Here is a 21468-nt window from a genome sequence, read left to right as displayed (position 1 = left end):
AGGAGGGGCTGAAGAAACGCGGTCTCGGCGCGCCGCCGACGATCCGGAAGGGCGAGGACGGCGAGGGATCGCTGCAGGTGCACCAGGACCCGGCGATGAAGATCGAGGGGGCGAAGGTCTTTTCCGTCTACGGCAAGGGCGGGATCGGCAAGTCGACCACGTCCTCGAACCTCAGCGTGGCGTTTTCCACCCTGGGCAAGCGGGTGCTGCAGATCGGCTGCGACCCCAAGCACGATTCGACCTTCACGCTGACCGGGCACCTGCAGCCCACGGTGATCGACATCCTCAAGGAGGTCGATTTCCACGCCGAGGAGCTGCGTCCGGAGGACTTCATGAGCGAGGGGTTCAACGGGGTGCAATGCGTCGAGGCGGGCGGTCCGCCCGCCGGCACCGGCTGCGGCGGTTACGTCGTGGGGCAGACGGTGAAGCTGCTGAAGCAGCACCACATGCTCGAGGACACCGACGTGGTGATCTTCGACGTGCTGGGCGACGTGGTCTGCGGCGGCTTCGCCGCGCCGCTCCAGCACGCCGACCGGGCGGTGATCGTGACCGCGAACGACTTCGACTCGATCTACGCGATGAACCGGATCATCGCGGCGGTGCAGGCGAAGTCGAACAACTACAAGGTGCGGCTCGCGGGGTGCGTGGCGAACCGGTCGCGCGACACCAACGAGGTCGACCGCTACTGCGAGGAAGTCGGTTTCAAGCGCATCGCGCACATGCCGGACTTCGACGCGATCCGGCGCTCGCGGCTCAAGAAGAAGACGCTCTTCGAGATGCCCGACGAGGAGGACATCGTCCTGGCGCGCAAGGAATACGTGCGCCTGGCGGAGACGCTCTGGAACGGCACCGAGCCGTTCGCGCCCGCGCCGATGGAGGACCGCGACATCTTCGAGCTGCTGGGCTTCGATTGATGAGCTACGAGAGCACCCTTTCCCGCGTCGAGACCTATTTCGACAAGACCGCGACCCGGACCTGGGAGCGGCTGACCTCGGATGCGCCGGTCTCGCGGATCCGCGAGACGGTGCGCCGTGGGCGTGACGAGATGCGCGCGCTGATGCTCTCCGCGCTGCCGGCGGATCTTGCGGGCGCGCGGGTGCTCGACGCCGGTTGCGGGGCCGGGCAGATGACCGCCGAGCTTGCCCGCCGCGCGGCCGAGGTGGTCGCGGTGGACATCTCGCCCTCGCTCGTGCGGATCGCGCAGGCGCGGCTCGATCCCGCGCTCGCGCGGCGCGTGACCTTCCTTTCCGGCGACATGCTGGACGCGGCGCTGGGCCGGTTCGATCATGCCATGGCGATGGACAGCCTGATCTACTACCGCCTCGACGACATCGCGCGGGCCCTCGACGGGCTGGCACGGCGGGCGGACGGGAAGGTCGTCTTCACCGTCGCGCCGCGCACCGCGCTTCTGATGACGATGTGGCGGGCGGGCCAGCTTTTCCCGCGGTCCGACCGCTCGCCCACCATGGTGCCGCACGCGCCCGCCCGAATCGCCGGCGCGCTGCGCGGCGCGGGCACGCCCGGCCGGCTGCGCATTCTGGGCCGCGTGGCCCGCGGCTTCTACATTTCCGAGGCGCTCGAGGTCTCGACATGAGCGCGCCGCGCCGGATATCCCCGCTCGCGCGGCTGACGACGCAGATCCTGCCCTTCGCGGACGCGGCCAGCGAGGGGCTGCCGATGCGCGAGCTTCTGCGCCTGTCGCTCTTCCAGGTCTCGGTGGGCATGGCGATGGTCATGCTGCTGGGCACGCTGAACCGCGTGATGATCGTCGAGCTTTCGGTGCCCGCGCTGGTGGTGGCCTCGATGATCGCGCTGCCGGTGCTGATCGCGCCCTTCCGGGCGCTTCTGGGCTTCCGCTCGGACAACCACCGCAGCGCGCTCGGCTGGAAGCGTGTGCCCTATCTGTGGTTCGGATCGCTCTGGCAGATGGGCGGCCTCGCGGTGATGCCCTTCGCCATCCTCGTTCTGGGCGGGCAGCAGGCGGTGGGCCCGGGCTGGGCGGGCGAGGTGCTCGCGGCGCTCGCCTTCCTGATGGCCGGGCTCGGGATGCACATGACCCAGACCGCCGGGCTGGCGCTGGCGGCGGACCGGGCCACGGACGAGACGCGGCCCCGCGTGGTGGCGCTTCTTTACGTGATGTACCTGCTCGGCATGGGGGTCTCGGCCATCGTGATCGGCTGGCTCCTGCGCGATTTCGGGTCCTTCACGCTGGTCCGGGTCGTGCAGGGCGTGGCCCTGGCCGGGCTCCTGCTCAATGTCGTCGCGCTCTGGAAGCAGGAGAAGGTGCGCCCGATGAGCCGCGCCGAGCGCGAGGCGCCCAAGCCCCGCTTCCGTGACGCCTGGGCCGATCTCGCCCGGGGCGGCACCGCGGGCCGGCTTCTCGCCGTGGTGTTCCTCGGCACCATGGCCTTCAACATGCAGGACGTGCTTCTGGAGCCCTACGGGGGCGAGATCCTCGGCTTGTCGGTCTCGGCCACGACGCTTCTGACCGCGACCTGGGCGGGCGGCGCGCTGCTGTCCTTCGCGCTCGCGGCGCGGATGCTCGCCCGTGGCTCCAACCCCTACCGCATGGCGGCGCTGGGCGTGCTGGTCGGGATCGCGGCCTTCTCCGTCGTGATCTTCGCCGCGCCGCTCGGATCCGCCGCGCTCTTCTTCTCGGGCGCCGCGCTGATCGGTTTCGGCGGCGGGATGTTCGCGGTGGCGACGCTGACCGCCGCGATGACGATGCCCGTCGACGGCGCCGCGGGGCGCGGCCTCGCGCTCGGCGCCTGGGGCGCGGCGCAGGCGACGGCGGCGGGGCTGTCCATCGCCCTCGGCGGGGGGCTGCGCGATGTCGTGAACCACGCCGCCCTGTCGGGCCGCCTGGGCGAGGCGCTCGCCGACCCGGCGACCGGCTATTCCGTCGTCTACCACCTCGAGATCGGTCTTCTCTTCGTCACGCTCGCGGCCATCGGCCCGCTCGTGAAGACCGTCGTGAAACCCGTCGGCCGGCAGGCGGCGCCCACCCGGATGGGCCTCGCCGAGATGCCGACATGACCCTGCGCTTCCTGAAAGGAACGACCCATGACTGAGACATTCTTCGGAGAGTTCGACCTGGCGAGCCTGTCGCTCTGGCTCTTCTACATCTTCTTCGCCGGGCTTGTCGTCTATCTGCAGCGCGAGAACATGCGCGAGGGCTATCCGCTCGAGGACGAGCAGGGCAACCCGGCCCCCACGCCGAGCCTGTTCCCGCTGCCCGAGGACAAGACCTTCAAGCTGCCGCATGGCCGTGGTGAGGTCTCCTATCCCTCCGGCCAGATCCCCGAGCGCGAGAACCTGGCGCTCGAACAGACCCACCCGGTCCGGGGCTATCCCTTCGTTCCCACGGGCGATCCGATGGTGGACGGCGTGGGCCCTGCCTCGTGGTGCCACCGCGGCGACGTGCCCGAGCTCGACGGCAAGGGACACCCCAAGATCATCCCGATGTCGGCGACCGAGCATTTCCACGTCGCCGCGGGCCGCGACCCGCAAGGCCTGCCGGTGATGTCGGGCGACGGCACGGTGGTGGGAACCGTCACGGACATGTGGATCGACGAGCCCGAGCAGCTCGTGCGCTACCTCGAATTCGAACTCGACGCCGAGTGGGGCGAGGGCAAGCGCCTCGTGCCGATGACCCTGTCGGTCATCAAGCGCGACCGCGTCGTGGTGCGCACGATCTACGCCAAGCAGTTCGCCGACGTACCGAAGCACGCCTCGCCGCGGCAGGTCACCAAGCTCGAGGAGGACAAGATCTCCGCCTACTACGCGGGCGGCGTGCTCTACGCGGACGAGGAACGCCTCGAGCCGCAGCTCTGACCGGAAGGACGCGACACCCATGCCGCACGATCATCACGACGACTTCGCCTTCGAGCCCGTGGAGGGCCTGCCGGAAGCGCCGCCCGAAGGCGAGCACATCCTCTGGCAGGGCCGCCCGGACTGGTGGGCGCTCGCCCTGGAATCTCTGAACCTCAAATGGGTGATGGGCTATTTCGTCTTCCTCGCGGCATGGAGACTGGTCGCCGCGATGGACCTGATGCCCTTCTCCCAGGCGCTGGCGATCTCGACGCCGTTCCTCGTCATGGGCCTCGTCGTCTGCGCCCTGCTCGCGCTCATCGCGTGGGTGCAGGCGCGCGCGACGGTCTACACCATCACGAACCGCCGCGTCGCGATGCGGGTGGGCGCGGCGCTGACCGTCACGCTCAACCTGCCTTACACGCAGATCGCGAACGCGCATCTGGACCTCCGCCGCCGGGGCACGGGCACCATCGCGCTCGACCTTCTGGGCGAGACCAAGTTCAGCTACCTCGTGCTCTGGCCGCATGCCCGGCCGTGGCGCCTGCGCCATCCCGAGCCGGCGCTGCGCTGCATCCCGGACGCCGCGCACGTCGCGCGGCTGCTCGCCGAGGCCGCCGAGGCGCGGATCGAACAGCCGCGGAGCGCCCGCGCGCGCGCCGCGGGCCAGAGACCCGGCCCCGCCGCCGTGGCCGCCGAATGACCCTGTCGCAAGCAAGGGGGAGACCCGAAGATGTCTGATACCGCCCGACCGCCGCGCACCTACACGCCGCAGGAACAGATCGTTCCGCTGATGATGGTGCGCGCGATGTTCGGTCTCGTGCTCCTGGTCCTGGTGATCGTGTCGGCCGCGGTCTGGACCGGCCGCCCCACGACCTCCACACCGCCCGAGAGCGCGGTCACCCATTCCCGGGGGCTCTATCTCGGCGGCGACATGTCCGGCGCGGCCACCGTGCGCGCCGAGAACGGCACGCTGATCGCCGATCTCTCCCCCGAGGAGGGCGGCTTCGTCTCCGGTGTGTGGCGCGTGCTTCAGCGCGAACGCACCAAGCACCGCGTGGCCCTCGACGGGCCCGTGGAACTGATGCGCCACGAGAACGGGCGCTTCACCGTCTCCGACCCCTCCACGGGATGGCGCGCCGCCCTGATGGGGTTCGGTCGGGACAATGCCAGGGCCTTCGCCAAGCTTCTGGCCGAGTGATCGAAAGGGAACCGGATCAATGGGACTACTGACGAGAGAAACGGAAAGGGCGCCTTGCACGGTCGAGGTGAGCCACAAGTTCGAAAGCCTGCACGCGCATGTGCGGTTCAACAACGGAGCCGTGGTCTATCCCGGCGACGAGGTGAAGGTGGAGGGGCCCGAGATCATGGCCCCCTTCGGAGAGATCGTGATCGAGGACCGCGAGGCGATCATCGTCCGCGCGAGCCGGCTGGAGCGCCTCTGGACGCGCCTCACGGGCGATCTGGAAGTGATGGAACTCTGCGAGTTCTCTTTCTCGGAGGAGGTCGAGCTATGAACGCGTTCACGAAGAACATGCCCGCCCATTCCGCCGACGCGACGACGGCCGAAGAGGGCCTCGCCATCCAGGAGGAGCAGGCGAAGTTCGACAGCAAGGCGGCCACCGACGTGGCGATGCAGAACACCCTGCTGACGCCGCGCTTCTACACCACCGATTTCGACGAGCTGGACGCGATCGACGTCACGCCCGTCCGCGAGGACTGGGACGCGCTGATCGCGGAGATGGAGGCCGATCCGAACAAGGGTCACTTCAAGAAGAACGAGGACTGGGACCACGTCGACTGGGACGGCATGGATCCGGCGCTGAAGAAGGAATTCATCGACTTCCTGATTTCCTCCTGCACGGCGGAATTCTCGGGCTGCGTGCTCTACAAGGAGATGAAGCGCCGCGGGAAGAACCACGACATCACCCAGCTCTTCCAGCTCATGGCGCGCGACGAGGCGCGGCATGCGGGCTTCATCAACGACGCCCTGCGCGAGGCGGGCGTGGCGGTGAATCTCGGGTTCCTGACGCAGAAGAAGAAATACACCTTCTTCCGGCCCAAGTTCATCTATTACGCCACCTACCTCAGCGAGAAGATCGGCTACGCGCGCTACATCACGATCTTCCGCCATCTTCAGGCGAACCCGGAGCATCGCTTCCACCCCATCTTCAAGTGGTTCGAGGAATGGTGTGGCGACGAGTTCCGCCACGGAGAGGCCTTCGCGCTGCTGATGAAGACCGACCCGAAACTCACGCGCGGCGTCAACGTGTGGTGGATCAAGTTCTTCCTCACCGCCGTCTTCGCCACGATGTATGTCCGCGATCACCAGCGCCCCGCCTTCCACAAGGCGCTCGGCGTCGATCCGGACTGGTACGCGCACGAGGTCTTCACCAAGACCAGCGCGCTGTCAGAGCAGATCTTCCCGATCACGCTCGACATCGAGAACCCGCGCTGGCAGCGCAACCTCGAGCGTCTGCACCGGGCCAATGTCGCCATCGCGGACGCCAAGAAGCAGGGCGGCCTTGCCGGCAAGGTGAAGCAACTGGCCGGCAGCGCGCGCGCGGCGCTGACATTCGCCGCGCTCTACACGATCCCGGCGAAAAGGCATCAGGTGCCCGAAAGCACCCGTCTGGAGCCTGCCTACTGATGCCGGACTCGGGCTGGATCGCGGCGCTCTTCGCGCTTTTCGCCTGGTGGTTCTCCACCGGGGCGATCCTGGCCGTGGTGCGCCTTGCCGACCGGCGCGGGCCGCGCGCCAATTCCGCGGCCACGCTTCTGTCCCTGCCGCTTCTGGCGGCGGGGATCTGGGGCTATCACGCGACGCTCGGCGGCACGGGGCCCGCCGCGGTCTATGGTGCGTTCCTCGCGGCGCTGGCGATCTGGGGCTGGATCGAGCTTGCCTTCCTCACCGGGCAGATCACGGGCCCCATGTCGCGGCCCTGTCCGCCCGGCGTCCCGGAAGGCGAGCGTTTCATCCGTGCCTGGGGCACCATCGCCTATCACGAGATGCTGCTGGCGGGCATGCTGATCGCGCTGGCGCTCTGGGGCTGGGGGGCGGAGAACCTGTTCGGCCTCTGGACCTTCGCGGTACTCTTCTGCGCGCGCATCTCGGCCAAGCTCAACCTTTTCTACGGCGTTCCCAAGATCAATGTGGAGTTCATCCCCGAAGCGCTCGCGCATCTGCCTAGCCATTTCCGCACCGGGCGGATCAACCGGCTCTTCCCGCTCTCGGTCTCGCTGCTCACCGCGGCGAGCGCCTGCTGGGCCGAGCGGCTGATCGCGGCCGACACGCCCTCGCAGGTGGTCGGCTTCGCCCTTCTCTTCGCGATCACCGTGCTGGCGCTGCTGGAACACTGGCTGATGGTGATCCCGTGGCAGGACGCGAAACTCTGGCGCTGGATGCTTCCCGAGCGCCCCAAGACAACAAAGACTTACGGACCGGAGGACGCTCATGGACTTTGACACGCTGTTCGAGACCCAGATCGAGGCCCTGAAGGAAGAAGGCAACTATCGCCGCTTCGCCGAACTCGAGCGCCAGTGCGGCGGCTTCCCGCGTGCCCGGTGCCATGACGCCGACGCCCCGGACGAGGTCACGGTGTGGTGCTCCAACGACTATCTCGGCATGGGTCAGCATCCGGTCGTCACCGATCGCATGAAGGCGGTGATCGAAAGCTGCGGCGCGGGCGCGGGCGGCACGCGCAACATCTCGGGCACGAACCATCACCACGTCGCGCTCGAGCGCGAGCTCGCCGACCTGCACGGCAAGGAGGCAGCGCTGCTCTTCACCTCGGGCTACGTCTCCAACTGGGCGGCGCTCTCCACCCTGGGCGCGCGCCTGCCGGACGCGGTGATCCTGTCGGACGAGTTGAACCACGCCAGCATGATCGAGGGCATCCGCCACTCGCGCGCGAAAAAGGTGATCTGGAAACACAACGACCCCGAGGACCTCGACCGCAAGCTCGCGGCGCTGCCCGCCAACGCGCCGAAGATCGTGGCCTTCGAGTCCGTCTACTCGATGGACGGCGACATCTGCCCGATGGAAGAGATCGTCGAGGTCGCCGAGACGCACGGCGCGATGACCTACCTCGACGAGGTGCATGCCGTGGGGCTTTACGGGCCGCGCGGCGGCGGCGTCTCGGAAGAACGCGGCCTTTCCGACCGCATCACCCTGATCGAGGGCACGCTCGGCAAGGCGTTCGGCGTCATGGGGGGCTACATCACCGGATCCGAGGCGCTGTGCGACTTCGTGCGCAGTTTCGCCAGCGGTTTCATCTTCACCACGGCGCTGCCGCCGGCGGTGGCGGCGGCCGCGCAGGCCTCGATCGCCTACCTCAAGACCTCGGACGTGGAGCGGCAGGTCCAGCGGCGCAACGTCGCGCGGCTTCGGGCCGGGCTCGACCGCGCGGGCATTCCGCATCTGCCGAACCCGAGCCACATCATCCCGGTGATGATCAAGGACCCGGTGAAGTGCCGGCAGATCGCCGACATCCTGATGCAGGATTACGGGATCTACGTTCAGCCGATCAACTATCCGACCGTGCCCAAGGGTACCGAGCGGCTGCGCTTCACGCCCTCGCCCTGGCATACGGAGGCGGACATCGACCACCTGCTCAAGGCGCTCACCGCGCTCTGGAAGCAGTGCGCGCTCGCCCACGCGGTGGCCTGAGCCGCCTCCGCTCCCACCCGGCATGACAGCGCCCGGCGCGCCCCGCGAAGCGCCGGGGCGGCCGCGCGCGCTGCTCCCCCCGAATTCCCAAGCCCCGTCTTCCAGTCGAAACAGCTCCGGACGCTGACCGGAAACGTTTTGTTTCCGGCAATCATATGGCGATTCCGTGGCGACCTCGCGGTCAACGCGATAAACGACTGATGTGGGGATGCATGGCGGCGCGGCGCCCCGGGAAGAGGTGCGAGGCTCTTCGCTTCGCCTGCAAGGGTGGGCTTTATGCGCGGTCTTCAGTCGCTGGACGAGTTCGTTGCGATGATGCGCCGTCGCGCCTGGGCGATGATCCTCGTGGCGGCGTTCGGCTGCACGGCCTCCCTCTGGTACGCGCTGCAGCAACCGCGCGTTTACGAGGCCTCGGCAACGGTGCAGATCCGCAGCGCCATGGCGGACGGGCTTTCCGGGCCCATGATCGGCGACGAATACCGCGTGGCCCGGCAGATCGCGCTCATAGAGCGCCGCATGCTGGCTCGCGATACCATCGCCTCGCTCGTCGAGCGATACAGGCTTTACGAGGATCTTCCCGACCTCGACAGGCTGGACAGGATCGCGCGCCTGCGCCGCGCGATAAGTCTGGAAGATCTTCCGAGTGACCGGCTCGGGTGGATGCAGGGGGGCAGCCCGCCGTCCGGCCTGATCCTCCGGGTGCGCCTCGAGGATCCCGAAATGGCCGCGATCGTGGCGAACGATCTCATGGGGCTCGTTCTCGCGCAGAGCAACGAGGGTCTTGTCGAGCGCACGCGCATGACGCGCGCCTTCCTCGAGGACGAGGAGCGGCGCCTGGTCCGGGAGATCGACGCGCTCGAGGGCCGCATCGCGGAGTTCAAGCGCCGGAATACCGACGCTTTGCCCGAGAACGTGCCCGTCTTGCGCGCCCATCTGCACGCGTTGCGCGAGACCGGGCTGGAGATCGAAGGCCAGATCATCGCCCTTCAGGCCACCCCCGGCCGCGCGGACATCGAGGCGACCGAGGACCGGATCGAGCGCCTCGAGACCCGTCAGGCGCGGATCGCGGAACGGATCGAGCGGATCGAGGAAAGCCTTGCCGCGGCCCCCGAGGTCGAGCGGCAATTCGGTGCGCTGTCGCGGGCGCTGCTTCAGCTGGAGGAACGCTTCGAGGCGGTCACGCGCCACCTTGCCGACGCCGAGTTGCGGCAGGGGCTTGCCGACCGGCAGGCGGCCGCGACCTTCGAGATCCTCGAAACGGCAATGCCGCCCGCGTCGCCCGATCTGGCGAGCCGTCGCAACATTGCCGTGGTGGGCACCGCGGCCAGTCTTGTCGCCGCGGTGCTGCTGGCCCTCTTTCTCGAACTTCTGGATCCGACCATCCGCTCTCCGGCCGAGCTGGAGCGCCGGCTGGGGGTCCGGCCGATCGTCTCTGTTCCGACCATCCGCGGCCCCTCGGGCGGAGGACGGCGCAGGCTGACCGTCGTGGCCGCTTAGATCGTGCCAAGCCCGGAGATGCCGGCGATCGCGCGGATCGCGGCGCAGTATCCTCCCGCCGTTACGCCCCTTGCGTGGATCCTGCCATGGCCGCCCTGGCTCAGACCGGGCGCCCGCCGGTGCCTGGGTCTTCAGTCGCAGTGCCGCGAAAGCGTCGTGCCCTCGGCCCTGTTCAGAACGACACCCAGAAGCGGCTTGTCGTGCGCCAGCCGGCGCGAGACCTCCTCGATCTCCTCGGCACGCGTGACGCCGCCGCCCGCGACCAGCAGCACGCCATCGACATGGCGCTGGAACGCGAGCAGATCGTCGTGACAAAGCGCCGGCGGCAGATCGAAGAGCACCACATCGGGGCGCAACGCCTCCTGCATCGCCGCGAGCGCCGCGTCCGTGCCCGGCGCGAAGAGAAGTTCGGCGGGATCGCTCTCGACATGCTCGTTCAGGGCAAGGGCGAGGGTCCGACCGACGCCGAGATCGTTTTCCCCGAAACGCCGGAAGTGGTCTTTCACCGTCGCCCGGCCGGACAGGAAGCGCCGCAGGATGCCGGGATCCGCGACGCCGAGCAGCTTCGCCAGTCCCGGGTCGCGCAGATCAAGGTCCATCAGGACGGTGCGCACCCGTTCCGCCCGCGACAGGCTGATCGCCAGGTTGGCGGCGAGGAAACTCTTGCCGCATTCCCGGGTGGGGGAGGTGATCGCCACCCGGCTCCAGCCATTTTCCTTCAGGGTGCTCAAGAGCCGCGAGCGCAGCACGTCGAAGGTGCCGTGCGCCGGGTCCTCGCGCGTCGCGGCGATGATCCGATGACGCTCCAGGTTAGGCGTGTTCAGGGGCACGCAGGGCAGGTTGCCCCAGGCATCGTCGACCGCGTTCGGCGGAAGGACCGCAGGGATGCGGGGCGCGGCCCGTTGTTGCACCGGCTCGGGCCGCTGCGGGGGCGGTCCTGCCGCGGCCTGCGGCCGCGATGCGCCGGGGCCCGGGGCGGTGGGTCGGGGCGCCGCCTCGCCACGCCGCATCCCGCGCCGGGGCACGCCGCGACTCGACTCGTTCGAGAGCGCATCGAAACCGGGCCGGCTCATCGGCAGCCTCCTGTCATGCCCGCACGGCCCGGCACCGTCTTCAAGATCGGATCGAGCTTCACCATGTCCCTGCCTGTCGTCATCGGCCCATCAGTGCTGCCAAGGGCGTGCGGACCGGGGGCGCGCAGCCGGGCCCGGCCGTTTCACCGCCCGGTCCCGCGCAGAACCACGCGCACGGTCCGAAGCAGAACCTGCAGATCGGTTCCGAACGACAGGTCGCGGAAATACTGGGTGTCGTGCAGCGCCCGCTCGGCGAAGCCCGAGTCGTTGCGCACCGTGATCTGCCAGTAGCCGGTAATCCCGGGGCGCATCGCGTAATAGGCAAGACCCGGATAAAGGTCGCGCTGATGCGCCATCATCGGGCGCGGGCCGACCAGCGACATGTCGCCCACGAGCACGTTCCAGAGTTGCGGCAGCTCGTCGAGCGAGGATTTCCGGATGACATGACCCAGGCGCGTGACGCGTGGGTCGTCCCTCAGCTTCTGCGACCATTCCCATTCCGCCCGCGCCTCGGGATCGGCGGCCAGATGCGCCTCGAGCATCCGGTCGGCGTCGGGCACCATGCTGCGCAACTTCCACATGCTGAAAATGCGCCCGTTTCGCCCGATGCGGGGTTGCCGGTAAAGCGGCGAATGCCCGTCGAGCGACAGCAGGATCATGAGCGGAAGCAGAAGCATCAGGGCCGGAAGCGCCATCAGAAGCACGCCGAGCACGTCGAGCACGCGCTTGCCGCCATGGCGATAGAGGCCGCGGTCCGATCGATCGAGAAGCGACGTCTCGAACACCCTTTCCCGGGCGTGCTGCTCGGGCGGTGCAGTCTTTTCAAGCCGGACCATCAACATGGCGACGTCATACCCTTTACCGCTACCGGCCATCGTGCTTCAGCGCGGAAATCCCGCCACTGGAAAAACGCACCGCCGATCCACATGGAACACTGGTTTCGCCCTTTGGCCCCTTGGCCCGGCGCGACGACCCCAATTCGGGGGGCGTGTCCCGCGCGGGTGAGGATACAGCCATTTTTTCTTTCGTTTGAATAGAATGCGGCTCTCCTCTCGTCCGGTCAAGGGCGTCGCGGCGGTTTGCAACCGGTGCGCGCGGCGGAGATTTCCGCCAACCCGACCGGACGCGAGAAGAGGCGGTGCCGGCGCCTTGGCTCGCCTGGGAAACAGAAGTCTTGCAGAAGCTGCGGCGTGCGTTCGGGGGAAACAATCCAACTGCGACCCCGCGCCTTGGCCCGGTTTCGACGCGGGATTTCGCCCGTGTTTTCGGGAAAGGGCGGGACGCCTCGTGCCGCGGCGCGTCCTGCGGCGTGATGGGCGCTTTCGGCGGCGGCATGCCTGCCACCTGTTCCCGGCGCAGGGGCGCGATCGGGGTTTGTGACGAATTTCGCCCATAGGTTGCAATTTCGCGGGGCGCGGCGCCTGCGCGCGGGCGAAAATCCCCCAACAACCGGCGCCGGCGGCGAATCGGCCCGGCCGCGTGGAGTTGCAAGAGCGCGGGCGAAGGCCTATCCCCTTCGTCGGAACACGGATGACGGAGCGGCGCGTGGCGAACCACCTTTACGAGGGCGATCTACCGGACGGGCTGGATCTCGGCCCGGTGGTGGCGATCGATTGCGAGGCCATGGGCCTCAAGCCGCATCGCGACCGGCTTTGCGTCGTGCAGCTTTCCGCAGGCGACGGCGCGGCGCATCTCGTCCAGATCGCCCGCGGCCAGAGCGGGGCGCCCAACCTCGAACGGCTGCTCGCGGACGCGGGCACCCTGAAGCTCTTTCACTTCGGCCGGTTCGACATCGCGCTGCTTCTGCACAGCTTCGGCGTGCTGACCGCGCCGGTCTACTGCACCAAGATCGCCAGCAAGCTGGCGCGCACCTACACCGACCGGCACGGGCTGAAGGCGCTGCTGCAGGAAACGCTCGGCATCGACATTTCCAAGCAGCAGCAATCGAGCGACTGGGGCGCGGAGGCGCTGTCCGACGCGCAGCTCGACTACGCCGCCTCGGACGTGCTGCACCTTCACCGGCTGCGCGAGGCGCTCGACGCGATGCTGCAGCGCGAGGGGCGGGCAGAGCTCGCGCAGGCGTGCTTCGATTTCCTGCCGACGCGCGCCCGCCTCGACCTCGAGGGCTGGCCCGACGAGGACGTGTTCGCGCATTGACCCGGGGCCGGGATCTCCGGGGCCGCGGCGCCGCGGCGCGCTGAGATGGCGCTGGGCGACCGGGCCCATTCGCGACTCGTCGCGTGGCTCAAGATCCTGTTGCCGCTCGCCGCGCTGGCGCTGCTTTCCACGCTCTTCATGCTGGCGCGACCCCCGACGCAGCCCGGCCAGGCGCCTTTCGGGCAGGATGGTTTGCGTTCCGGCACCGCCGAGGAGGTGGTCAGGCAACCCGTCTATACCGGCAGGACGGCCGAGGGCGCGGCGCTGAGCGTGCGCGCGGCAGAGGTGCGGCCGGGCGGGGTGGACGGGCCGGTCACCGCCACGACCGTGGCGGCGGAGTTGCAGACCTCCGGCGGCGGATGGCTCCGGCTTGAGGCCGGCCGCGCCGAATGGACCGAGGAGAATGGCGCGCTCGTCTTCGGCGGCGGGGTGGAGATGGAAAGCTCCGCGGGCTACGCGCTCACCACCGCGCGCATGGCGGTGACGCTGGACCGGTATGCCGCGGATACCGGGGGGGCGGTCGAGGGACGGGCGCCCGCGGGCACGATCCGCGCCGACCGGCTGCAGGTGCAGGCCGCCGAAACCCCGGGGCAGGCCCGATTGCTTTTCACCGGCCGGGTAAAGCTGGTATACGAACCACAGGGGTAAGGAGCGGGCTGGCTTCCGTGCGGAAAATCCACATCATCGCGGTGGCGATCTGGTTGGCGGGTGCGCCGGCCTTCGGCCAGTCGGTCGCGTTCGGCGATGCGGCACAGGACACCGACGCCCCGGTCGAAGTGACCGCCGACGCGCTATCCGTCACCGAGCAGGAGGGCACCGCGCTCTTCACCGGCAACGTGGTCATCGCGCAGGGCGACTTCCGCCTCGCCGCGCCGCGCGTGCTGATCACCTACGATCAGGACGGCGACCGCATCGCGCGGATGGAGGCCACGGGCGGCGTGACGCTCGTGAGCGGCACGGACGCCGCCGAGGCCGAGCGCGCCGACTACGACCCCGACGCCGGGACCATCGTGATGACGGGCAAGGTGCTTCTGACGCAGGGCAGCAACGCGATCAGCGCGGAACGGATGTCGGTCGACCTCGATGGCGGAACCGCCGAGATGTCGGGAGGGGTGCGGACCCTCATCCAGCCGGGGGCGGAGTGATGGAGGGCCCGCAGTTCGCCGTCACGGAGGGAGACTCGGGCCTTCGAGTCCGCCACCTGCGCAAGAGCTATCGCAAGCGTGTCGTCATCCGCGACGTGAACATGGAGCTGCACCGCGGAGAGGTGGTCGGCTTGCTCGGGCCGAACGGCTCCGGCAAGACGACCTGTTTCTACGCCGTCGCCGGGCTGATCTATCCCGAGGGCGGGCAGGTCCTCGTGGATGGCGTCGACGTCACGTCCCTGCCGATGTATCGCCGCGCGCGGCTCGGGATCGGCTACCTGCCGCAGGAGATGTCGATCTTCCGCGGGCTCAGCGTCGAGGACAACATCGCGGCGATCCTCGACATCTCCGAGCGTGACCGGCACCGCCGGCGCGAGCGCCTGGAAGAGCTGCTGTCGGAATTCTCCATCGAGCATCTGCGCCGCGCGCCTGCGCTGGCGCTTTCGGGCGGCGAGAGGCGGCGGGTCGAGATCGCGCGCTGCCTGGCCGCCAACCCGAAATACCTGCTTCTGGACGAGCCTTTCGCGGGGGTGGATCCGATCTCGGTCAACGACATCCGCCACCTCGTCGCGGATCTCCGGACGCGGGGAATCGGCGTGCTCATCACCGATCACAATGTCCGCGAGACTCTGGAGATCGTGGATCGCGCCTACATCCTGCACGACGGCACGATGCTGATGTCCGGCTCGCCCGCGGAGGTTGTGCGCAACGAAAACGTGCGCCGGGTCTATCTCGGAGAGAACTTCCGGATCTCGTGACCCGCGCGCTAGCGATTGACAGGGCGCCGTGGTCTCCTCTCAAATACGAACGTGACGGTTCTGCGACACGACCCGCCCTGCGTCGCGGCATGTACCGCGGCGGCCTGACCGGGCGGTCCCGCGGACGGCATCTAGCGTCCCCGGCCAGCGCGACCCAACCGGCGCGACCGGCCCGGACGGCACGAAAGGAGACGGGATGCGATATTAGATCAGTGGCAAGCAGATCGACATCGGCGAGGCGCTTCAGGAACATGTGAAGCAGGAACTGGGCGCGGCGATCGGCAAGTATGCCGAGCGTCCCACCGATGCCCAGATCATCTTTTCCCGCGACGCGCACGAATTCGTCTGCGAGGCCGCGGTGCATCTCTCGACCGGGCTGACCGCCAACGCCAAGGCCGCCGCGACAGAGATATATGCCGCCTTCGACGCCTGCTGTGCGAAGATGGAAAAGCAGCTGCGCCGTTACAAGCGCAGGTTGAAGGACCATCACCGCGCCCGCGCCGAACCTGTTGAACTGATCGGAGCCTCCTCGTATATCCTCGCGTCGAACGAAGAGAGCGACGAATCGGATTCCGAAAGCCTTCAGCCCGTGATCGTCGCGGAGATGCAGACCAAGATTCCCTTGCTGAGCGTCGGCGAGGCCGTAATGCAGATGGAACTGGCCGGCGCACCCGTGCTGGTGTTCCGAAACGAAAAAAGGAACGGGGTGAACGTCGTCTACAGGCGTGACGACGGAAACATCGGCTGGATCGAACCGCAGGACCCCGGCTGAGGGGGTCGGCCCGGCACGTCTCCCGCCCGTCCCCGAGAGCAGGCAAGAGATGGACCTTCTGGAACTGATCAAGCCCCAGGCCGTGCGCGTCGTGACGTCGGCCACCTCGAAGAAGCGGCTCATTCATGAACTCGCCGACCTCGCGGAAGCGGTCTACGGCATCGATGGCGAGAGCGCCGTCGCCGCCCTGCAGGAGCGCGAGACGCTTGGCCCGACCGGCGTGGGCGGAGGCGTGGCGCTGCCGCATTGCCGTCTGCCCGGGATCGAAACCATGGCCGGCGTCTTCATCCTGCTCGAGCGCCCGGTGGATTTCGACGCGGTCGACCGTCAACCGGTCGACCTCGCGCTCGGCCTCTTCGCGCCGGAGGATGCCGGGGTGGAGCATCTGAAGGCCCTGGCGCGGGTGTCGCGCACGCTGCGGCAGAGCTCCGTCTGCGCCAAGCTGCGCGCCAACCCCGACCCGGCGAAGCTTCACGCGATCCTTACCGAGGCCCAGCGCGAACAGGCCGCGTGACGGCGGCGGGCCGCCAGTCCGCGAAACCGAACTGCCGGAAATCCCGGGCGTAGACCTGTCGCGCCTTCGCATCCAGACCGGTATCGTGGATGTCGCGGAGCGTGAAGGGCGTGTCGCGTGGCGCGCTGTCCGGCGCCGACGCGACCTCGCGCCCCGCCGCCGCGGCGAGCGCGGGCAGCCACGCGGCCATCTCCTCCTCCCGGACGACAAGGTCCGGCAGCGCGAAGGCCGACATGTCGTGCAGAAGCTGCGCCTGGCTCGTCCAGTGCGGATCCGTGCGCAGGTTCGTGAGCCCGGCCAGGTTGTCCTTCACGAAATCCAGAAAGCCCTCGAACGCCGCGCGGTGCGCGGCGGCGTCGTAGCGCGGATCCGGCAGCGCCTCGGGCAGGGGCAGGCCGCGCTGGCGCAGCAGGTGCCGGCGGATGCGCCGGAACGCCCCTTCCCCGGTGGACAGGATGCGCGCGCAGAAGACCGCGTGCGCGCGAGCCAGCGGGTGGCGCAGCACGGTGAAACGCCGGTGCCCCGGATGCGCCTTCATCCACTGGCGCAGCTCCTTCTGGGTGAAATTCGCCGCCAGCGCTTCGGGCGGGGCGCCGTCGAGCGCGGCGAGCCACCGCGCGACCTCTGCCTCGGGCCCGCCCCGAAGCGGCATGTATAGAAGCGGCGTTTCCGGCGCGGCGACGAAGGAGGGCACGGCGGGGCCCCGGCGGGGTTCGAGGTTCGGCGTGCGCGACAGGTGGAAACGGTCGATCCGTGCAAGCTCTTTCTCCAGCGCGGCGGGATCGGCGACCTTGGCCTCCAGCGGCGCCGGGTTCTGCCGCTTCAGCGTGTCGTCGAGCGCCTCCAGCCGCGCCTCGGAGCCGAGCCAGGCGGCAAGGCCGTTCACGACGTCGAGCCGTTTCAGATCCTCGTAGTCGAGCCAGAAGGCGGACTGGCCCGTGACCTGCAGCGCGTGCAGGATCCGCAGCTGGAAGTCCTGCAGTTCCGAGACGTGCCGCTCGAACTCCGCCCCGTCGAACGCGGCGCGCGCCGCCTTGCGGCGGGACATGTCGGTCAGTTTCCATTGCCCCGTCTGCCGCGCGATCTTCCACGAGACATAGCTTTCGAGCGGATTGCGGGTCAGCACGATCTTCGCGCAGCGGGGATCGGCAAGAAGATCGTCCAGGATGCGCGGGTCATGGTCGTGGAAGTAGCGGAACCCGTCCAGCGTGTCGGGCGCGGCGCGCAGCGCGGCGAGTAGCGCGCCGGGATTTGTATCGCGCGCGGTTCTGTCGATGCCCAGGATTTGGTCCCGCTTCGGGTAACCGATGAAGTGCGGGTTGAACGCCTCGCCATGACAGCGGATGCCGGGCAGCGCGTTGAGGTTCGCCTCGAGGAAGTTCGAGCCGGTGCGCATGTCGGCGAAAACGACGAAGAGGTCGAACCGCGCCATCGGCTACTTCACGACATAGGGGCGGGGGGTGCAGGACGTGGCCTCGCCCGGGTCGGGCACGACCGGGAAATTGCCCATCAGGGAGGGGTGCATCCCTTCGTTCTTGAGGTCCTGCAGGAATTGCCCGAATCCGGTGAGATCGGTCATCCGCGGCATCTCCGCGAGGCGTTGCATGCCCCGCGGCGCGCTCTCCTCGAGGATGGTCTGAAGCGGCTGAACGGGCCCTTCGATGAACTCCGCCAGCGTCCAGATCCGCACCCGCGCCTTCACCCAGGGAGACCGGAGCACCTTGAGATGCAGGGCTTCGACATGCTGCAGCTGCGCCGCCTCGCGGCGGTGCGAGGTGAAGCCCCGGTTCGCACGGAAAAGCGGGATCGCCCAGGCGCCGGTGATGACCGAGATCTGCGCGTTCGTGTCCTTGGCGATGTCCCAGTTGATCGCCTGGTTGTCGCGCGGTCCGAACTGGAAGCACTGCCGCTGGCCGCGCGTGTTCCAGACCAGGCTGGTGAGGAAGGCCTTGGGATTGGCGTCGCGGATCCCCGCGCTGTCCGACAGTCCGCCCGCGATGACGTCCTGGCCGTCCGCGAATTCCGCGCGGTCTGGCGCGAAGAGATGGCCATGCACCGTTGCGCCCGTCATCCGGCAAAGCCAGGGCGCGAAATCCTCGAAGAGTTCGGCGAAGCCCTGGAACATGGAATATGGCCCGGCGGTGGGGCTTGTCTCGAACCCCTCGCGGGGAAACCGGCCTTGCATGCAGAGCCCCGGCCGGCCGCGGGTCCGCCGCTCCACCGCGCGGGCGAAGACGCGGTCGATCTTGGACGGGTTGGGTTCCGCGCGTGTCATGCCCTGGCCCGCGTGGCCGAGGAACGTCTCGTAAAGACGGTCGGCGCGCGGCCAGATCTTTCTTGCCACGAAGCAGTCGGAGCGGCGCAGAAGCTCCAGGTGGTCGTCGTAGAAGATGTGCGGCTTGCCCTTGAAGTCGAATTTCGAAAGCGTGAGCGACCGGCTTTCGACCTCGTGCGAGTGGCGCCGCGCGAGGGTCTGGAAATAGCTTTCATCCGGGATCCAGACGCGGCGGAAGTAGTGGTCGTACAAGGCCCGGTTCGGGTCGCCGAGGATCTTGGCCAGCGTGTCCCGGGTCAGGCACCACCACTGGCTGCCGAGATGGGGGACGATCCCCTCGGGAAGGCGGCGCTTGCGGCCGATCCGGCGCTGAAGCGACACGTAGCCGTCGAAGAGAGGGCGCTGGCTTTTCCACGCGAAGGGAAACGAGAGGGTGAAACGTTCTTCGTGCAGGCCGCCCACCGTCCAGGGCACCTCGGCGGTGGTCGCGCTTTCGATGAAGTCCGTGCGCGGCCGCACGGCAAGGTAGTCCGAAAGCTCGCTCACGGGCCGCAACGGCAGGCATGCGCCCGAGGCGAGGTAGACGTGGCGGACGTCGGGAAACGCCGTCAGCATGAGCTCCGCGGCGGACTGGGTCGCCGCCACGATCCCCCATGTGCCCCATTCGCAGCGGAAGCGGCGGGAGAAGCGCACGTCTGGCAGGTCCGAGAGCGCCGCGCGAAGGCGGTCGTAGCCTTGGGGCGGCACCGCGCGGTCGACGTGGATCACGAGCGGGCAGCCCGCGCGCGCCCAGTGGCGGGCGACCTGGACGGCCCGGCCGAGCGCGGTATGCACCAGCATGATGACGCCGACCCCGTTCATGCCCAGTTGCCCTTGGACATCAGGCCGAGGATCTCCAGCTGGCGCCAGTTCAGGTATCTCTCTGACCACTGGCACCAGAGCCCGGGGTCGTCCTCGGCCAGCGCCGCGTAGGCGCGATACTCGCGCCCGCCGGCGTAGTGCTCGCCCCGGCCGAGTTCTTCCTCGGCCTTGGCGCCGAGCGTGTCGAGGAACTTTGCATGGAGAAGGACGCCGCACGGCTTCTCGCCGCCCCGGTCGTCGTAGACGAGGTTGAGCCCGCGCGGCAGCAGCATGTGGGTCGAACTGACATAGGCGTAGCGTCGGTGCCATTTCACCAGCGGGATCTTGTTGAGCGCCGGCGCCTTGCGTGGCGCGTCGGAGAAGAAGACGCGCTGGCGCGGTCCGCCCTGGATCCAAAGATTGCCCAGCCGGGGGTTCTTCTCGATCCGGTAGTTGCCCGCGTCGAACCAGGACGCGATCTCGAACGGGTTCTGCCCGGGCCGGTAGGGCCGGGCGGAGAGCGGCCCCTTGGGATACATGTCGAGGATCATCGCGCCGAAGGACCGGATCGGCAGCGCGTCGAGCCAGTCGGTCAGCGCGGCGATGGGCCGCGTGTCGCAGAACGGGAAGACGAAGAATTCGTCCGCATCGACGGTCAGGCACCAGTGGCCGTGTCCGTAACGCGCGAGCAGCCCGTTCATCCAGTCGATGCCGAAGCGGGCGTGCTTGTAGCTTGCCCGCGTGTGCCAGAGCGAGACGTCGGGCTGCTGGGCGAGGTAGTCGCGCGACCCGTCGTCGCTGTCGTTGTCCACGAACAGGAAGTGGCCGACGCCGAGATCGCGATAATATTGCAGGAAATAGGGAAGGCGCACGCCCTCGTTGCGCTGGGTGCAGAACAGCAGCACGTCGCCCGGCCGGATGCCGCCGGTGCGGTCGGCGACGGGCCGAAGCTGGCGGCGCTTCAGCATGGCGCGGGCGCGCCACCCCTTGCGCTGCAGGCGCAGCCGGTATGACCGCCAGAACCGCATTCAGCCTCTCTCTTGTTCCGCCCAGCGCCCCCGGGCGATCAGGCCCGCGTCTTCGAGTTGCCTCCACCCCTTATACTGCGCCGACGCCTTCGACCAAAGTACGGGGTTCCGCAGGATCGCGTCGTAATAGCCGTCATATCGTTCAACATGGGTAAAATGCTGCCGGCGGCGTTTTTCCTCGCGGGATTTCTCGATCACCACGTCGAGGAACTTGGTGTGCAAAAGCGCGCCGCGCGGCCGGTCGAGCCGCGCGTCGAACACGGCGTTGAGCCTGCGGGGCAGGGCGATATGCGTGGAACTGACATAGGCGTAACCGCGCCGCCAGCGCACCAGCGGCATCTTGTGCAGGTGCGGTGCCCGCTCGGGCGCCTCGGCGAAGAACGCGCGCTTGCGCACGCCGCCCCGGATCGAGACGTTGCGGTATCGTGGCTGCCATTCCCAGGTGTAGTTCCACTGGTCGAACCAGCCGAGCGTCGTCGTCGGGTCGCTGCCGGGCGTGTAGGCCGCCGCGCCAAGGGGCCCTTTCGGGTAGAGGTCGAGCATCATGGCGCCCATGGCCGGGATCTTCTCCCGGTCGAGCCACGCGGTCAGCTCGTCGAGCCCCCGCCACTCCCACTCCGGGTAGATCAGGATCTCGTCGGCATCCACGGTCAGGCACCAGTGGCCGTGCCCGTGGCGGCGCTGGAGAAGGGTGAGCCAGTCCATCCCGAAACGTGCGTCGCGATAGGGGCTTTCCGTGCGCCAGAGCGACACGTCGGGCGCCTTCGCCAGCCTCTCTGCGGTGCCGTCGGTGCTGCCATTGTCCACGATAAGGAAATGATCCACCCCCAGCCGGCGGTAATGGTCGAGGAAATGGGGCAGGCGGACCGCCTCGTTCCGCATCGTGGAAAAGCACAGGATCGCGCCGCGCCGGATCGCGCCCGTCCGGTC

Annotated in this window: 23 protein-coding genes; 17 read left to right on the top strand and 6 right to left on the bottom strand. The window is 68.5% G+C overall.

All coding sequences use genetic code 11. The features are described from left to right. Positions 1-95: 95 nt before the first annotated feature. From bchL to AB6A65_RS12610, 11 genes are all read left to right on the top strand, one after another. On the top strand, positions 96-914 hold the full coding sequence (gene bchL, locus AB6A65_RS12660) for a ferredoxin:protochlorophyllide reductase (ATP-dependent) iron-sulfur ATP-binding protein (protein ID WP_371038789.1): 819 nt from the start codon (positions 96-98) through the stop codon (positions 912-914). Continuing rightward, the gene (gene bchM / locus AB6A65_RS12655; protein ID WP_371038750.1) at positions 914-1594 is read left to right on the top strand and encodes a magnesium protoporphyrin IX methyltransferase; all 681 of its coding nucleotides are present in this window, start codon (positions 914-916) and stop codon (positions 1592-1594) included. Before bchL ends, bchM begins: the two co-directional genes overlap by 1 nt. After that, complete coding sequence (locus AB6A65_RS12650; protein ID WP_371038749.1) at positions 1591-3036, top strand: PucC family protein; 1446 nt, start codon at positions 1591-1593, stop codon at positions 3034-3036. Before bchM ends, AB6A65_RS12650 begins: the two co-directional genes overlap by 4 nt. Before the next feature lie 27 nt (positions 3037-3063). Further along, positions 3064-3834, top strand: coding sequence for a photosynthetic reaction center subunit H (gene puhA, locus AB6A65_RS12645; RefSeq protein ID WP_371038748.1), 771 nt, complete (start codon positions 3064-3066; stop codon positions 3832-3834). A gap of 19 nt (positions 3835-3853) precedes the next feature. Beyond that, positions 3854-4513: a photosynthetic complex putative assembly protein PuhB gene (gene puhB / locus AB6A65_RS12640; RefSeq protein ID WP_371038747.1), complete on the top strand. Its 660-nt coding sequence runs from the start codon at positions 3854-3856 to the stop codon at positions 4511-4513. A 30-nt stretch (positions 4514-4543) separates the two neighbouring features. Continuing rightward, on the top strand, positions 4544-5011 hold the full coding sequence (gene puhC / locus AB6A65_RS12635; protein ID WP_371038746.1) for a photosynthetic complex assembly protein PuhC: 468 nt from the start codon (positions 4544-4546) through the stop codon (positions 5009-5011). A 19-nt stretch (positions 5012-5030) separates the two neighbouring features. Further along, on the top strand, positions 5031-5327 hold the full coding sequence (locus AB6A65_RS12630; RefSeq protein WP_371038745.1) for a hypothetical protein: 297 nt from the start codon (positions 5031-5033) through the stop codon (positions 5325-5327). After that, on the top strand, positions 5324-6460 hold the full coding sequence (gene acsF, locus AB6A65_RS12625; RefSeq protein WP_371038744.1) for a magnesium-protoporphyrin IX monomethyl ester (oxidative) cyclase: 1137 nt from the start codon (positions 5324-5326) through the stop codon (positions 6458-6460). Before AB6A65_RS12630 ends, acsF begins: the two co-directional genes overlap by 4 nt. Then, a complete protein-coding gene (puhE, locus tag AB6A65_RS12620; protein ID WP_371038743.1) occupies positions 6460-7275 on the top strand; it encodes a putative photosynthetic complex assembly protein PuhE in 816 nt (271 codons plus the stop codon). Before acsF ends, puhE begins: the two co-directional genes overlap by 1 nt. Then, positions 7265-8479: a 5-aminolevulinate synthase gene (gene hemA / locus AB6A65_RS12615; RefSeq protein WP_371038742.1), complete on the top strand. Its 1215-nt coding sequence runs from the start codon at positions 7265-7267 to the stop codon at positions 8477-8479. The genes puhE and hemA overlap by 11 nt, the downstream gene beginning before the upstream one ends. Before the next feature lie 276 nt (positions 8480-8755). Beyond that, a complete protein-coding gene (locus AB6A65_RS12610; protein ID WP_371038741.1) occupies positions 8756-9976 on the top strand; it encodes a Wzz/FepE/Etk N-terminal domain-containing protein in 1221 nt (406 codons plus the stop codon). A 131-nt stretch (positions 9977-10107) separates the two neighbouring features. Here the strand turns inward: AB6A65_RS12610 and AB6A65_RS12605 are convergent, their stop codons facing one another. Together AB6A65_RS12605 and AB6A65_RS12600 are read right to left on the bottom strand one after the other, a co-directional pair. Continuing rightward, positions 10108-11049 carry an exopolysaccharide biosynthesis protein gene (locus AB6A65_RS12605; RefSeq protein WP_371038740.1) on the bottom strand — a complete coding sequence of 314 codons (942 nt, stop codon included), beginning with the start codon at positions 11047-11049 and terminating at the stop codon, positions 10108-10110. A 143-nt stretch (positions 11050-11192) separates the two neighbouring features. Then, entirely contained in the window at positions 11193-11891 is a 699-nt protein-coding gene (locus AB6A65_RS12600) for a sugar transferase (RefSeq protein WP_371038739.1), read from the bottom strand. Between the two features lie 703 nt (positions 11892-12594). Here AB6A65_RS12600 and AB6A65_RS12595 point away from each other — a divergent pair. From AB6A65_RS12595 to AB6A65_RS12570, 6 genes are all read left to right on the top strand, one after another. Next, positions 12595-13206, top strand: coding sequence for a ribonuclease D (locus tag AB6A65_RS12595; protein ID WP_371038788.1), 612 nt, complete (start codon positions 12595-12597; stop codon positions 13204-13206). 45 nt (positions 13207-13251) lie between these two features. After that, positions 13252-13854 carry a hypothetical protein gene (locus AB6A65_RS12590; protein WP_371038738.1) on the top strand — a complete coding sequence of 201 codons (603 nt, stop codon included), beginning with the start codon at positions 13252-13254 and terminating at the stop codon, positions 13852-13854. Between the two features lie 17 nt (positions 13855-13871). Next, positions 13872-14351: a lipopolysaccharide transport periplasmic protein LptA gene (lptA, locus tag AB6A65_RS12585; RefSeq protein WP_371038737.1), complete on the top strand. Its 480-nt coding sequence runs from the start codon at positions 13872-13874 to the stop codon at positions 14349-14351. Beyond that, complete coding sequence (gene lptB / locus AB6A65_RS12580; protein WP_371038736.1) at positions 14351-15109, top strand: LPS export ABC transporter ATP-binding protein; 759 nt, start codon at positions 14351-14353, stop codon at positions 15107-15109. Before lptA ends, lptB begins: the two co-directional genes overlap by 1 nt. Positions 15110-15317: 208 nt before the next feature. Beyond that, a complete protein-coding gene (gene hpf / locus AB6A65_RS12575; RefSeq protein ID WP_371038787.1) occupies positions 15318-15881 on the top strand; it encodes a ribosome hibernation-promoting factor, HPF/YfiA family in 564 nt (187 codons plus the stop codon). Positions 15882-15930: 49 nt separating this feature from the next. Then, positions 15931-16395: a PTS sugar transporter subunit IIA gene (locus tag AB6A65_RS12570; RefSeq protein ID WP_371038735.1), complete on the top strand. Its 465-nt coding sequence runs from the start codon at positions 15931-15933 to the stop codon at positions 16393-16395. On the opposite strand, the gene AB6A65_RS12565 is transcribed toward AB6A65_RS12570, so the two are convergent. Genes AB6A65_RS12565 through AB6A65_RS12550 form a run of 4 tightly spaced genes read right to left on the bottom strand, consistent with a single transcriptional unit; the run spans position 16364 to position 21420 of the window. After that, entirely contained in the window at positions 16364-17827 is a 1464-nt protein-coding gene (locus AB6A65_RS12565) for a nodulation protein NodH (protein ID WP_371038734.1), read from the bottom strand. The two genes, AB6A65_RS12570 and AB6A65_RS12565, sit on opposite strands and share 32 nt — an antisense overlap. 3 nt (positions 17828-17830) lie before the next feature. Further along, positions 17831-19531 carry a beta-1,6-N-acetylglucosaminyltransferase gene (locus tag AB6A65_RS12560; RefSeq protein WP_371038733.1) on the bottom strand — a complete coding sequence of 567 codons (1701 nt, stop codon included), beginning with the start codon at positions 19529-19531 and terminating at the stop codon, positions 17831-17833. After that, positions 19528-20538 (bottom strand): glycosyltransferase family 2 protein, encoded by a 1011-nt coding sequence (locus tag AB6A65_RS12555; protein WP_371038732.1) that lies wholly within the window; start codon positions 20536-20538, stop codon positions 19528-19530. Before AB6A65_RS12555 ends, AB6A65_RS12560 begins: the two co-directional genes overlap by 4 nt. Beyond that, complete coding sequence (locus AB6A65_RS12550) at positions 20539-21420, bottom strand: glycosyltransferase family 2 protein (RefSeq protein WP_371038731.1); 882 nt, start codon at positions 21418-21420, stop codon at positions 20539-20541. Positions 21421-21468: the final 48 nt, after the last annotated feature.

This window comes from Rhodosalinus sp. FB01 (assembly GCF_041365715.1).
Classification (GTDB): domain Bacteria; phylum Pseudomonadota; class Alphaproteobacteria; order Rhodobacterales; family Rhodobacteraceae; genus Rhodosalinus.
This window is presented reverse-complemented; position numbering and strand designations above follow the sequence as displayed.

What these genes read in the sequence shown, in the direction of transcription:
- AB6A65_RS12550 (WP_371038731.1), bottom strand. Translation starts at nt 21,420, where the DNA reads ATGCGGAACGAGGCGGTCCGCCTGCCCCATTTCCTCGACCATTACCGC.
- puhE (WP_371038743.1), top strand. Translation starts at nt 6,460, where the DNA reads ATGCCGGACTCGGGCTGGATCGCGGCGCTCTTCGCGCTTTTCGCCTGG.
- AB6A65_RS12555 (WP_371038732.1), bottom strand. Translation starts at nt 20,538, where the DNA reads ATGCGGTTCTGGCGGTCATACCGGCTGCGCCTGCAGCGCAAGGGGTGG.
- puhA (WP_371038748.1), top strand. Translation starts at nt 3,064, where the DNA reads ATGACTGAGACATTCTTCGGAGAGTTCGACCTGGCGAGCCTGTCGCTC.
- acsF (WP_371038744.1), top strand. Translation starts at nt 5,324, where the DNA reads ATGAACGCGTTCACGAAGAACATGCCCGCCCATTCCGCCGACGCGACG.
- puhB (WP_371038747.1), top strand. Translation starts at nt 3,854, where the DNA reads ATGCCGCACGATCATCACGACGACTTCGCCTTCGAGCCCGTGGAGGGC.
- lptB (WP_371038736.1), top strand. Translation starts at nt 14,351, where the DNA reads ATGGAGGGCCCGCAGTTCGCCGTCACGGAGGGAGACTCGGGCCTTCGA.
- AB6A65_RS12570 (WP_371038735.1), top strand. Translation starts at nt 15,931, where the DNA reads ATGGACCTTCTGGAACTGATCAAGCCCCAGGCCGTGCGCGTCGTGACG.
- bchM (WP_371038750.1), top strand. Translation starts at nt 914, where the DNA reads ATGAGCTACGAGAGCACCCTTTCCCGCGTCGAGACCTATTTCGACAAG.
- hemA (WP_371038742.1), top strand. Translation starts at nt 7,265, where the DNA reads ATGGACTTTGACACGCTGTTCGAGACCCAGATCGAGGCCCTGAAGGAA.
- AB6A65_RS12600 (WP_371038739.1), bottom strand. Translation starts at nt 11,891, where the DNA reads ATGTTGATGGTCCGGCTTGAAAAGACTGCACCGCCCGAGCAGCACGCC.
- AB6A65_RS12565 (WP_371038734.1), bottom strand. Translation starts at nt 17,827, where the DNA reads ATGGCGCGGTTCGACCTCTTCGTCGTTTTCGCCGACATGCGCACCGGC.
- bchL (WP_371038789.1), top strand. Translation starts at nt 96, where the DNA reads ATGAAGATCGAGGGGGCGAAGGTCTTTTCCGTCTACGGCAAGGGCGGG.
- puhC (WP_371038746.1), top strand. Translation starts at nt 4,544, where the DNA reads ATGTCTGATACCGCCCGACCGCCGCGCACCTACACGCCGCAGGAACAG.
- AB6A65_RS12560 (WP_371038733.1), bottom strand. Translation starts at nt 19,531, where the DNA reads ATGAACGGGGTCGGCGTCATCATGCTGGTGCATACCGCGCTCGGCCGG.
- AB6A65_RS12610 (WP_371038741.1), top strand. Translation starts at nt 8,756, where the DNA reads ATGCGCGGTCTTCAGTCGCTGGACGAGTTCGTTGCGATGATGCGCCGT.
- AB6A65_RS12590 (WP_371038738.1), top strand. Translation starts at nt 13,252, where the DNA reads ATGGCGCTGGGCGACCGGGCCCATTCGCGACTCGTCGCGTGGCTCAAG.
- AB6A65_RS12630 (WP_371038745.1), top strand. Translation starts at nt 5,031, where the DNA reads ATGGGACTACTGACGAGAGAAACGGAAAGGGCGCCTTGCACGGTCGAG.
- AB6A65_RS12650 (WP_371038749.1), top strand. Translation starts at nt 1,591, where the DNA reads ATGAGCGCGCCGCGCCGGATATCCCCGCTCGCGCGGCTGACGACGCAG.
- AB6A65_RS12605 (WP_371038740.1), bottom strand. Translation starts at nt 11,049, where the DNA reads ATGAGCCGGCCCGGTTTCGATGCGCTCTCGAACGAGTCGAGTCGCGGC.